11 protein-coding genes and 1 pseudogene are annotated in these 12334 nt (G+C 58.8%); 10 read left to right on the plus strand and 2 right to left on the minus strand.

Translation table 11 applies throughout. From position 1 onward, the window contains the following. Positions 1-202: 202 nt before the first annotated feature. The 8 genes from hflK to ACOCD2_RS05225 all read left to right on the plus strand — a co-directional run bounded on the left by hflK (position 203) and on the right by ACOCD2_RS05225 (position 8873). Positions 203-1378, plus strand: coding sequence for an FtsH protease activity modulator HflK (gene hflK, locus ACOCD2_RS05190; RefSeq protein ID WP_293645453.1), 1176 nt, complete (start codon positions 203-205; stop codon positions 1376-1378). Beyond that, positions 1378-2250, plus strand: coding sequence for a protease modulator HflC (hflC, locus tag ACOCD2_RS05195; RefSeq protein WP_293645451.1), 873 nt, complete (start codon positions 1378-1380; stop codon positions 2248-2250). The genes hflK and hflC overlap by 1 nt, the downstream gene beginning before the upstream one ends. Before the next feature lie 85 nt (positions 2251-2335). Further along, positions 2336-2524, plus strand: a complete 189-nt coding sequence (locus ACOCD2_RS05200; RefSeq protein WP_293645449.1) for a DUF2065 domain-containing protein — start codon at positions 2336-2338, stop codon at positions 2522-2524. Positions 2525-2572: 48 nt separating this feature from the next. Then, entirely contained in the window at positions 2573-3769 is a 1197-nt protein-coding gene (locus ACOCD2_RS05205; protein ID WP_293645447.1) for an ATP phosphoribosyltransferase regulatory subunit, read from the plus strand. Between the two features lie 59 nt (positions 3770-3828). Then, complete coding sequence (locus ACOCD2_RS05210) at positions 3829-5127, plus strand: adenylosuccinate synthase (RefSeq protein WP_293645445.1); 1299 nt, start codon at positions 3829-3831, stop codon at positions 5125-5127. 64 nt (positions 5128-5191) lie between these two features. Next, positions 5192-7567 carry a penicillin-binding protein 1B gene (gene mrcB, locus ACOCD2_RS05215; protein ID WP_293645443.1) on the plus strand — a complete coding sequence of 792 codons (2376 nt, stop codon included), beginning with the start codon at positions 5192-5194 and terminating at the stop codon, positions 7565-7567. 148 nt (positions 7568-7715) lie between these two features. Continuing rightward, positions 7716-8024, plus strand: coding sequence for a hypothetical protein (locus ACOCD2_RS05220; RefSeq protein WP_293672479.1), 309 nt, complete (start codon positions 7716-7718; stop codon positions 8022-8024). Between the two features lie 66 nt (positions 8025-8090). Next, positions 8091-8873 (plus strand): sigma factor-like helix-turn-helix DNA-binding protein, encoded by a 783-nt coding sequence (locus ACOCD2_RS05225; protein WP_293645439.1) that lies wholly within the window; start codon positions 8091-8093, stop codon positions 8871-8873. Between the two features lie 638 nt (positions 8874-9511). Here the strand turns inward: ACOCD2_RS05225 and ACOCD2_RS05230 are convergent. After that, a complete protein-coding gene (locus ACOCD2_RS05230) occupies positions 9512-9727 on the minus strand; it encodes a hypothetical protein (RefSeq protein ID WP_293652400.1) in 216 nt (71 codons plus the stop codon). Between ACOCD2_RS05230 and ACOCD2_RS05235 the strand changes: the two genes are divergently transcribed. Next, the gene (locus tag ACOCD2_RS05235; RefSeq protein ID WP_293652399.1) at positions 9720-10100 is read left to right on the plus strand and encodes a tetratricopeptide repeat protein; all 381 of its coding nucleotides are present in this window, start codon (positions 9720-9722) and stop codon (positions 10098-10100) included. The two genes, ACOCD2_RS05230 and ACOCD2_RS05235, sit on opposite strands and share 8 nt — an antisense overlap. Further along, positions 10100-12013, plus strand: coding sequence for an ATP-dependent DNA helicase (locus ACOCD2_RS05240; RefSeq protein ID WP_293645435.1), 1914 nt, complete (start codon positions 10100-10102; stop codon positions 12011-12013). The genes ACOCD2_RS05235 and ACOCD2_RS05240 overlap by 1 nt, the downstream gene beginning before the upstream one ends. 67 nt (positions 12014-12080) lie before the next feature. Here the strand turns inward: ACOCD2_RS05240 and ACOCD2_RS05245 are convergent. Further along, positions 12081-12173, minus strand: a pseudogene (locus ACOCD2_RS05245) (hypothetical protein); the annotation flags it as partial. Positions 12174-12334: the final 161 nt, after the last annotated feature.

Genomic DNA, 12334 nt, shown 5'->3' on the forward strand with positions numbered 1-12334 from the left:
GCTTTGGATGAGAATTTTGCCAGGGTTTGCCCCAAACCCGGCAATCCCCCCGGAAATTCTCTGGTCACTGTGCTGCTGCGCATGGTGGCTTGAATAATTTCTGGGAAACTTCAGTCCGTTAGCACTTTTCCTTGAACTTGGTATAATCAGCCTTTCGGCCGCAGCAAAGCTGTACGGCCAATACTGAATTTTGGAGTAATACATGGCCTGGAATGAACCGGGTGGCAATGATCAGGATCCCTGGAGCGGGAAGGATCAGGGGCCACCAGACCTTGACGAAGTCGTAAAGAAACTGCAGGAAAAGGTGGGCGGCCTGTTTGGCGGCAAACGCGGTGGCGGTTCCCCCATTGGCGGGGGCAGCGGCAAAGGCGGCAGCAAGCTGGTTGTTGTTCTGATTGTTGTAGTGGCTATTGTCCTGCTGGGCATGAAAAGCTTTTATATCGTGCAGCCGGCCGAACGCGCCGTGGTGCAGCGGCTGGGCGCCTATCATTCCGTGACCACGCCGGGACCCCATTTCCTCATACCTTTCGTCGACAATAAAACCATTATCAACGTCGACCAGGTCAACAAGTTCGGGCATCGCGCCCAGATGCTGACCAAGGATGAAAACATCGTCGATGTGACCCTGACGGTGCAGTACCGTGTCCAGGACGCGGCGGACTTCCTGTTCCAGGATGCCGACCCGGTAAAGACCATCTACAGCGCCGTGGAATCGGCATTGCGGGAAGTCACCGGCAAAAGCACACTGGACGAGATCATTACCCAGAACCGCAGCGCCGTTGCGGCCATGGTGAAACAGAATACCCAGGCATTGCTGAAGACCTACCGTACCGGCCTTGTTGTCACCAATGTCAACATCCAGGACGCCAATCCGCCGGAAGAAGTGAAAGAGGCCTTTGATGATGCCACCCGTGCCATGGCAGACAAGGAGCGGGTACAGAACCAGGCGGATGCCTACGCAAATGATATCGTGCCCCGTGCCCGGGGTGCGGCGGCCCGCCAGGTGGAAGATGCCAAGGCAGAAGCTTTCAAGGTGGTGTCTGAGGCCAAAGGTGAAACCAAGCGTTTCCTGGCCCTGCTGAACGAGTATCAGAAGGCGCCGAAAGTAACGCGGAAGCGCCTCTATCTGGAAACCATGCAGGAGGTGCTGGCGGAAACAGGCAAGGTTCTGCTCGACGTCAAGGAAGGCAGCAATACCATGACCTATCTTCCTCTGGACCGCCTGATGAATCAGCCGAAAATGGCGCCCGCAGCTGCGGTCCAACTGCCCGGTTATGAAAGTCTGGAAGCTGAATCCAAGACCCGTAAACTGAAAGATGCCCAGCGCCGCCGCAGCGAAGTGGCGGCTGACAGGGAACGTGCCAGGAGGAACCGCTGATGAACTCTCCAAAGACAATGATCGCGGCTGTTGTTGCCGTGGTGCTGATAATACTGGGGTCTGCATCGCTGTTCGTAGTGCAGGAGAACGAGGTGGCCCTGCTGTTGCGCCTGGGTAAGATCGTCGATTCCGACTTCAAGCCGGGTCTGCACGTGAAAATGCCCGTGATCCAGACGGTAGAGCGTTTCGACAAGCGCCTGCAGACCCTCGATGCCAAGCCGGAGCATTTTCTCACCAGCGAAAAGAAATTCGTGGTGGTGGATTCCTACATCAAATGGCGTATCGATGACACGGCGCAATATTACCGGTCTACCAAGGGCAGCATGATGACCACTTCCCGCCTGCTGGGTGAGCGTATCAATGCTGCATTGCGGGATGAGTTCGGCAAACGCACCATCTCCGAGGTGATCTCCGGTGAGCGTACCCAGATCATGGATGAGCTTACCCGCAAGGCGGACGAGAGTTCCAGTGACCTGGGTGTGGAGATCGTGGATGTGCGCATCAAACGCATCGACTTCCCGCCCGAGATCAGCAACCGGGTCTATGAACGCATGCGTACCGAGCGGGAGCGCGTGGCACGGGAACTGCGCGCCCAGGGGGCGGAAGCGGCAGAGCGTATCCGCGCCGACGCAGATCGCCAAAAGACCGAGATCATCGCCAATGCCTATCGGGAATCGGAAGAGATCCGCGGCAAGGGCGATGCTGAAGCGGCAGGTATTTATGCCAAGGCTTTTTCACAGGATGCCGAGTTTTACGATTTCTGGCGCAGCCTGAAAGCTTACCGCAACGTGTTTTCCCGCGGGGGCAGCATGATGGTGCTGGACCCGGCATCGCCGTTCTTCCGTTATTTTCGTGACGGGGCTGGCGAATAGGCGTCAACTTTGGGAAAATGACTGATTCAGCCGGGGCATGCCCCGGCTTTTTCGGGTAAGTGCCCGAACCGGACGGGAGTCAAAGATGGCGTGGCAGGACTTTTTGGCAGCACTGGCGCTGATGCTGGTTTTCGAAGGTATATTGCCTTTCCTGAATCCCGGACGCTTTCGCAACATGCTGCGCATGTTGAATGAAATGGATGACAGGCTGGTGCGCCGTATTGGCCTGGTCAGCATGATTGCGGGGCTGGGATTGCTGTATCTGGTGAGATGATCCGGCAAGCCGGATTGCGCACCGCCACCAACTGACACTGAATCGAGAATGCTGAATTCACACAAACACTGGCTGTTACCCGAAGGCATAGATGAACTGTTGCCGGATCAGGCAAGACGCCTGGAAACCCTGCGGCGGCGTCTGCTGGACCAGTTCGGCAGCTGGGGCTATCAGCTGGTCATCACCCCCTTCATCGAATACCTGGATTCCCTGCTTACCGGTGCAGGCAAGGACCTGGAACGCCAGACCTTCAAGATGACCGACCAGATCAGCGGACGCCTGCTGGGTATACGTGCGGATATCACGCCCCAGGCGGCCCGTATTGATGCCCACCAGCTGTGCTGTGACGAACCCAACCGCCTGTGCTACATCGGCAGCGTGTTCCGTACCCGCAGTGACGGCTTTTCCGCCAGCCGCAGCCCGCTGCAGATCGGCGCGGAGCTGTACGGTCATGCCGGGGTGGAGAGTGATGTCGAAATCCTCTGCCTGATGATGGCGACCCTGGAAACCGCCGGGGTGGAGAATGTCTTCCTGGATCTGGGCCATGTGGGGGTCTTCCGTGGGCTGTCCCGCCAGGCGGAGCTGGACAAAATACAGGAAAATGCACTTTTTGCAGCACTGCAGCGCAAGGCCGTACCCGAGATCCGTGCCCTGGTGGACAGCTTTGGCCTGGATCCGTCTCTGGCGCAGATGTTCATCGAACTGGCCGGACTCAACGGCAAGTCCGATGTGCTGGACCGGGCCAGGGAAAAACTCTCTGCCGCCAGTGACGAAGTGAAACAGGCCGTCGATGCGGTGGAACAGGCAGGCCAGCTGCTGCAGGCCTGTCTTCCCGATCTGCCCGTGCACTATGACCTGGCGGAATTGCGCGCCTACCAGTACCAGACGGGCCTGGTGTTTGCCGCTTTCGTTCCCGGTTCGGGCAAGGAGATCGCCAGGGGCGGGCGTTATGATCACATCGGCGAAAAATTTGGCCGTGCCCGGCCGGCCACGGGCTTCAGTGCTGATCTGAAGAACCTGATGCGTTTAGGACGAGCGCCTGAGCCGGTGGAAAATGACAGGATCTATGCGCCCTGGCAAACGGATGCCGAGCTGGACCAGGCGATCAGGACCTTGAGGGAACAGGGAAAAACCGTGGTGCGGGAGCTGCCCGGACAAACCGGCGACGCACAGAGCATGGGGTGCAGCCATGTACTGGTCAGACAGACTGACGGCTGGCAGGTGCAGGCTCTGGGCAACCAGTAAGATGAGATTAGCGTGCCGGCGTTTGTGCCGGTGTTACAAAACCTAGCGAGAAGAATCAGATGGGCAAGAACGTAGTAGTAATTGGTACCCAATGGGGTGATGAGGGCAAGGGCAAGATCGTCGATCTGCTCACCGAAAAGGCTGAGGCCGTAGTCCGTTTTCAGGGTGGTCACAATGCCGGCCATACGCTGGTGATCGATGGCAAGGAAACTGTCCTGCACCTGATTCCTTCGGGCGTCCTGCGTGAAGGTGTGCGCTGCCTCATCGGCAATGGTGTGGTGCTGTCACCCGAAGCACTGCTGAAGGAGCTGGAAGAGCTTGAAGAGACAGGGGTGGATGCCCGCTCCCGCATCGGAATCAGCGAATCCTGTACCCTGATTCTTCCCTATCACATTGCCCTGGACCAGGCGCGCGAGATCGCACGTGGTAAAAAAGCCATCGGCACTACCGGGCGTGGTATCGGCCCTGCTTACGAAGACAAGGTGTCACGCCGGGGCATCCGCCTCGGAGAGATGATGGATGAAGGGCATTTCAGGGAACGCCTCCGGGAAGTGATGGAATACCACAACTTTGCCCTGGAGCATTATTTCAAGCAGCCTGTTGTGGATTACAGCGAAGTGCTGGAGCAGGGCCTGGCCCAGGCAGATGCCCTGCGCGATCTGGTGGAAGACATTCCCGGCACGCTGCATCGCATGCGCCGGGAAGGCAAGAGTGTCATGTACGAAGGCGCCCAGGGCGCGCTGCTGGACATCGATCACGGCACCTATCCCTATGTGACCTCTTCGACCACCACCGCCGGTGGTGCAGCCGCGGGCACCGGAACCGGCCCCCGTGAGCTGGACTATATCGTAGGTATCGTCAAGACCTATACGACCCGCGTGGGCGCCGGACCTTTCCCGACAGAACTGTTCGATGAAGACGGTCCGGGAAACTACATGGGTGTGAAAGGACATGAATTCGGCGCCACCACCGGGCGCAAGCGCCGCTGTGGCTGGCTGGACACCGTTTCACTGCGACGGTCCCTGGCAATCAACAGCGTCACCGGCATGTGCATCACCAAGCTGGATGTGCTGGATGGTCTGGAAAAGCTGAAGATCTGTGTGGCCTATGATTTCGATGGCGAACAGGTGGATATCCCTCCTGCTGGCGCGGATGCTTTCGAGCGCTGCAAGCCCGTGTATATCGAAATGCCGGGATGGACAGGCAGCACCCGTGGCGCAAACAGTTTCGGGGAATTGCCGGAGAACGCCCAGGCCTACCTGAAGAAGGTCGAGGAGCTGTGCGAGACGCCCATCCATATCATCTCCACCGGGCCGGACAGGGAAGAGACGCTGGTGCTGCAGCATCCCTTTGACTGATAGTCTGAAGCCTGTCGAACTGCCGGATCCGGTACGGTATCGCTGTTTCGTGCAAGGATACTGAATGCCTCCCGCCAAGAAGAAACCGGTGCGTAAAAAGAACGCTGCCGTGCGCAAGAAGGTGGTCAGGCGCAAACGCAAGCCGGCCAGCAAGAAAAGCGCCAGGCGGGGTTTCCCCTGGCTGAAGTGGCTGCTGGGGCTGACCCTGCTTGCCATGCTGGTGGTGGGCGGCTATTCCCTGTATTTGTCCCAGGTCGTTCGTATCAAGTTCGAAGGCAAGCGCTGGGCCATACCTGCACGGGTGTATGCCAGTCCCCTGGAACTCTACGTGGGCGCGAACCTCACTACCGAGCGCCTGCAGGCGGAGCTGCGGGCTCTGGGTTACCGCAAGGTTAAAAAGGTGGGTTCCGTCGCCCAGTGGAGCCGTTCCGGCTCGCACTTCGTCTTTCAGACCCGGGATTTCCTTTTCTGGGATGGCATGGAACCTTCCCGCAGGGTCAGCCTGCGTATCGGTGGCAGTACGGTTGCCGCCCTGAAGGATGCGGCAAGCGGCAAGTCACTGGACGTGCTGCGCCTGGAGCCGCCGGAGATTGGCAGCATCTACCCGTCCCACAAAGAGGACCGGGTACTGGTGCGTCGTGATGAACTGCCGGATCATCTGGTTGCGGCGTTGCTGGCCGCCGAAGACCGTGATTACTTCCATCATCACGGCATCAACCTCTACAGTATTGCCCGGGCGCTCATGGCCAATGTCAGGGCAGGGCGTACCGTACAGGGTGGCAGCACCCTGACACAGCAGCTGGTGAAGAACTTCTTCCTGACGCCGGAACGCAGCCTGTGGCGCAAGGCTAATGAAGCACTGATGGCCATTATCCTGGATGCCCGCTACGGGAAGGATGAGATCCTGGAAGCCTATGCCAACGAGGTATTCCTCGGGCAGGATGGTGACCGCGCCATCCACGGCTTCGGTCTGGCGGCGTACTATTATTTCAACCGCCCTCTCAATGAGCTGAATCTGGCTGAGACAGCCTTGCTGGTGGGGCTGCTCAAGGGTGCATCCTACTACAATCCCCGCAAGCATCCCGAGCGCGCCCTGCAGCGCCGCAACCTGGTGCTGCAGCTCATGGTGGATCAGGGCTTCATCGATCAGAAAACGGCAGACAAGGCCATGAAACAGCCCCTGGGTGTGGGCAAGAAGGGCCGTTTGAGCAATGCCCGGCATCCGGCTTTCATCGACCTAGTGCGCCGCCAGCTGCAGCGTGACTACCAGGAGGAGGATCTGACCTCCGAGGGACTGCGCATTTTCACCACCCTGGATCCCTGGGCGCAACAGCTGCTGGACAAGCAGATCAGCAGTGGTTTGAGCAGCCTGGAAAAACACCGCAAGCTGCCAGCGGGTACCCTGCAGGCGGCCATGGTGCTGGTCTCGCCCCAGGGCGGCGAGATCCGCGCCCTCAGTGGCGGACGGGAAGCGGGCTACGCGGGTTTCAATCGTGCGCTGGATGCCGTGCGTCCCATCGGTTCCCTGATCAAGCCGGTGATCTATCTGCTGGCTCTGTCCCATCCCGATGACTATTCCCTGGTGACCCTGCTGGAGGATGAGCCGGTGCACCTCAAGGATGCTAGAGGCAGGGTATGGTCGCCGAAGAACTACGACAAGAAGGCTCATGGCCTGGTGCCCCTGCATCGGGCGCTGGCCAAGTCCTACAACCTGGCGACGGTGCACCTGGGCCTTGCCCTGGGGGTAAGAAATGTCGTTTCCCTGCTGCACAGTCTGGGTGTGCAGCGTGAACTCAGCCCGCTGCCTTCCCTGTTGCTGGGTGCCGTGTCCCTGTCGCCCCTGGAAGTGGCCCAGTTCTACCAGGTCTTTGCCGCCGCTGGTTTCCGCTCGCCACTGCGCGCCATACGTGAGATCGTCGATGCCCAGGGCCAGCCTTTGCAGCGCTATCCGCTGGAGGTTGCCCAGGTGGCAGAGCCGGGTCCGGTGTACCTCCTCGATCGCAACCTGGTGGAAGTCATGCGCGCCGGCACCGGCAGAGGCATACGGCGCTATCTGCCTGAATCTCTGGAAGTGGCAGGCAAGACCGGCACCACCGATGAACTGCGCGACAGCTGGTTTGCCGGGTTCAGCGGTGACTGGCTGGCTGTGGCCTGGGTTGGACGTGATGACAACAAACCTGCCGGCCTGACCGGTTCCTCCGGTGCGCTGGTCCTGTGGGGCCGGGTAATGAAAGCCCTGAAACCTCAGCCCCTGGGCCTGTTGTCTCCCGAGGATATCGTCTATATCTGGGTCGATCCGCAAACCGGCTATCTCAGTGCCGATTATTGCGAAGGAGCAATAGCCATGCCTTTCATTCGTGGTTCGGAGCCGCAGCTGCGTTCGGATTGCCTGGGTGAAGAACGTCCCGGCGGCAGTTTCTTCGAGCGGCTGTTTGATTGAGTCGTCACAGGTATTTGTCTGTTTGCTGCCGTTCTGATACGGATCTGCTGATCCTCTTGCCAGGTGGAAGCAGGGCAAACCCCTGAGCATTGCCTGTGTTGTCGCCGGGTGAACAGCTGCTCCCTTGAATCGGAAGCCACCTGCCCTCATGTTTCTGTCATTCACAGTAGAGGGTAAAGGGATGAATATCCGGTTTTCATACACAAAAATCGACAAGAACGAGAAGCGTTCACTTAAGGAACACGTCAGGGAGGCGAACACTGCACTACAGGAAATGCTGGGCAGTTTTGACAGCGATGCCGTGCGTCTGGAAGGTGCTGTAGCGCGTCATGGCAACAAGCCCCTGTATCGGACGCGGCTCAAGCTGCTTCTTCCGGGCAAGACCCTGGTGGCTCTGGAAGAAGCCGATGACGGCGCCGCCGCGATACGCCAGGCTTTTGCAGAGCTTCGCCGCTAGGTCGACCGCTTCAAGCATTTGTCAAGAAACGATCACCTCTGGAAGCGCCCCAGGCGCCGCGCTCAGTTGAACAGTTTGCTGACCGGAGACGCCAGCAGTGACGGAGAGCAGCGCAAGCTCTACGTGGAGCTGGTGCAGCCTCATCTGTCAGGGCTCTACCAGTTTATCCGCCGGGAGCTCGCTTACCGTCAGGCTGTGGGTGATCTGTCACCCACGGATATACGCGCAGAAGAGATACTGGATGCAGCCATCGCCAGGGGTTTTGATGCGTTCAGAGACAAGCCCCGGCATCTGGAAATCCTGCCCTGGCTGACCGGGCTGGCTCTGGATATTCTCCAGGAGGAGGTCCAGGCGCACCGGATTCGAGAACGCCGTGTGTCCACGGAGGATTTCGCCCCCGATGATGCTATGGATGTCAGTGATGATGAAGATACACAGATATACGAGTTCTACCAGCCGGACGAAGTGATCCGCATGGAGGACATCATTCCCGACCCGGAAAGTGATGATCCGGAAGAAGCGGAAGTCCTGCGTGAAAGGAGCTTGCTGATTCATCGGGCGCTGGCCTATCTGCCTCCCACATGGCGTCAGGCTCTCTTGCTCGCGGATGTTCATGGCATGAGAGAATCCGAGGTGGCAGATATCCTTGGGCAGACATCCGAGCAGTTGCAGCGCCTGAGGAACTGTGCAGAATTCTTCATGCGTGACTGGCTGAGCCAGTACTTGAGCGGGGAAGAACTTATACCGGAGCAGGCCAACACTGCAGACCTGCTGGGATCACCCTTGCGGGAAGCGCTCCCGGATGAACTGCGGGCTGAGATCCTGGAAAAGATCATGCCGCTTGAGTGAAACGGCCCGGGAAAAGGGAGAAAGGGTTCCCTGTATTCAGCCTGTCTTCAAACAAGAGCAGGGTTCCGTTTTTCCCTTACAACATGTATTCGGCATATGTTGCCACTGTACTGCAATCAATCGCCGGTTGCACAGCTCATCATGGCTGAACATGACATATTTGGTCGGCGGGTTAATAGTATCCTGCAGTGGAGTGGTTCATGCGGGTGGAAGGGGAAGGGATAGGTGCAGCTGTCCAAGCACGGCAGCTGCCAGGAAACCTGGATTTGTCCGCCAGGAGCTGGCATTTGGCATCGGCACCTTCCATACTGCCCGGGTTTCCAGCAACTGCGGAACCTGTAACAAACACGATGCATGGCGGCGGCAGGAAGAGTATGTCCTTTCTCTATCAATGAGGAGCGCTCCGCCGGCAGTTTCCCTCCGTGGTCGGAAAAACTTGGTAGGATAGGGCTATTGCCGTTCAATATGTAAATGTCCATGTATTATCGAATTGTCAGCCTGCTTTTATTAACCCGGCAACCAAATATATCGTCCTCAGCCACCCTTACTGCGTTGGTGGCAAGGCATCAACGCGCCGCTGTAGCCATTCTACAGCAAGTGCTGATAACGCCGTCCACCAGCGCAGTAAGGGTGGCCTTTCATTTTATTATCAATTTGTTAGGTGCTTCAAACAGGACGCGTATCGGTGTTGCGGCTTTTGACAAGGGCTTGCCATTGCCTGCAAGCCGCGCCTTGATACGCGTCCTGTTTGAAGCACTGAGGGCGACATATTTGGTCGCCGGGTTAATATTTGTCGGTTTTCTGGCCGGCTGTGCCACCACGCCCATGCCCGGCCGGAGCGGGCCGGTGAGCAATGTGCCAGCCGAAAGCCGGGTGCCACCACCCCGGAGAAATGGACGCTACCAGCCCCCGGAGGTGACCGCCTATCGCGAGCCGGCAACACCAAAATACAGCCGTCCCGAACCGGCCAGGGCCGTGCAGGCGCTGAGCCGGCGGGCAGAGGATCAGCGAGCTTCCGGTCAGCTGGTGGCGGCTGCCGCCAGCCTTGAGCGGGCACTGCGTATCGAACCGAAAAATGCTGTCTTGTGGAATCGTCTGGCCCACGTGAGATATGAACAGAAGCAGTACGCCCTGGCGTCCAGCCTGGCCGCCAAATCCAATGCTTTTGCTGGACAGGATCAGGCTCTGCGTGCCGACAACAACAAGTTGATCAGCCGCTCGCGCTGATGATCGATGTCGAAGGGGTACTCGGTCCCCGGGGCGTGCTTTCCGAGGTTCTGCCGGGGTTTTCTTGGCGTTCCCAGCAGCAGGAAATGGGTGATGCCGTCGCCCATTGCATCGAAAGCGGTGGCCGCCTGATCGCTGAAGCCGGTACGGGAACCGGCAAGACTTTCGCCTACCTGGTGCCGGCGCTGCTGTCGGGCGCCAAGGTGATCATCTCCACGGGCACCAAGAACCTCCAGGATCAGCTGTTCATCAAGGATCTGCCCCTGCTGCGGGAGGCCATGTCCAGTCCCGCTAGCATATCCCTGCTGAAAGGGCGGGCCAATTACCTGTGTGTACACCGCATGGAAAATGCCCTGCTGGATGCGCGGGGGCACCGGCGGGAAGTGGCGCGCCATCTGCGTCAGGTGCAGGGCTGGTCCATCGCCACCCGCAGTGGTGATATCGCCGAGCTGACCAGCCTTCCCGAGGATTCACCCGTCTGGCCTCTGATCACCTCCACCGGCGACAATTGCCTGGGCAGTGAATGCCCGTCTTTCAGCAAGTGTCACCTGGTGGAAGCCCGCAAGCGTGCCCAGGAAGCGGATATCGTGGTCATCAACCATCATCTGCTGTGTGCGGATTTCTCTATCAAGGACGAAGGCTTTGGCGAGCTGCTGCCGGTTGCGGATGCCTACATCATCGACGAGGCCCACCAGCTGCCCGACGTGGCCAGCAATTTCTTTGGGATTTCGGTGGGCACCCGGCAGTTTCTGGACCTGTGCCGGGATACCCGGGCGGAGTATGTGCGCGAGGCGGGAGACCTGCCGAAAATCCTTGAGCAGATCGATCATCTGGAAAAGGCTGCGCGGGATTTTCGCCTGGCTTTCGGAAGGGATGGTCATCGCGGCACCTGGGATGAGGTGGCGGGCAATGCGGGTGTGCAGAACGGTCTGGAATATCTGCAAAAGGAACTCGAAGGTCTGCGGGGAATGCTCAAGAGCATCGAAGGGCGGGGCAAAGGCCTGGACAGCTGTCTGACCCGCGCCCAGGCTTTGGGAACGGAACTGATGCAGATTGTCAGCGCTGGGGCTGCTGAAGAACAGGTGCGCTGGTTCGAGGTGCACGCTCACAGTGTGCGGCTCAATAGTACGCCGCTGGACGTGGCCGGGCTGTTTCAGGGGCAGATGGCCTGCCATCCCGCGGCCTGGATATTCACCTCCGCCACCCTGGCGGTGGGAGAGAGTTTCGCCCATTTCCAGCAGCAGCTGGGGCTGGACAAAGCGGACACCCGTTGCTGGGGCAGTCCTTTCGACTATTCAGAACAGGCGTTGTGGTTCGTGCCCAAAGGCCTACCGGAACCCAGTGTACCGAACTACACCGACAAGGTGATGGAGCTGGCCCTGCCCATGCTGCAGGCCAGCCGTGGGCGGGCCTTCCTGCTTTTTACCAGTTACCGGGCCCTGCATCTGGCAGCGGACTGGCTGAAAGACAGGCTGGACTACCTGCTGCTGGTGCAGGGCAGTGCGCCCAAGGCGGAACTGCTGAAGCAGTTTGTTGAGCATGGCAATGCCGTGTTGCTGGGAACGTCTAGCTTCTGGGAAGGGGTGGACGTGCGGGGCGAAGCCCTGTCCCTGGTGATCATCGACAAGCTGCCCTTTGCTTCGCCGGGAGATCCGGTGCTCAAGGCGCGCCTGGATGCCATGCGCAAGGCCGGTGGCAACCCTTTCATGGAATACCAGGTGCCCCAGGCGGCCATTGCGCTCAAACAGGGCGCGGGGCGGTTGATCCGTGATGTGACCGACAGGGGCGTGCTGGTGCTCTGTGACCCGCGCCTGCTGCGCAAGCACTACGGACATACCTTTCTGGATGCGATGCCGCCTTTTGCGCGTACCCGGGAACTGACGGTTGCCTTGGATTTTCTGCAGGGCGGATAACGCCAGCTCCCACAATCCTGGCTTGATCAGCTGCTTTTTTGATTTGCCTGAATCGAAACCACTTGTATGTTTCGGTAAGCAGAAATATGGGAATGGCCAGGGAAAAGATCATTCCCCAGTCTTTCCATCCTAGTGGGACAGTGTGCAGGGCTTGCTGCAGGAAGGGAAGCTTACGATGTCAGCCATGACCATGCTGTACAAAAAACGTAACTACTCACCCCTATCAGCATAGAGCTGTCCCGAAAAGGCCATTTGAATGGCGACCAGCGGATTGTATCCCTGATTTGCCATGGTCTGCAGGTAACTGGAGATGCGGCAATA

The organism is Thiolapillus sp. (assembly GCF_048562965.1).
In the GTDB taxonomy this organism is placed as follows: domain Bacteria; phylum Pseudomonadota; class Gammaproteobacteria; order Chromatiales; family Chromatiaceae; genus Thiolapillus; species Thiolapillus brandeum_A.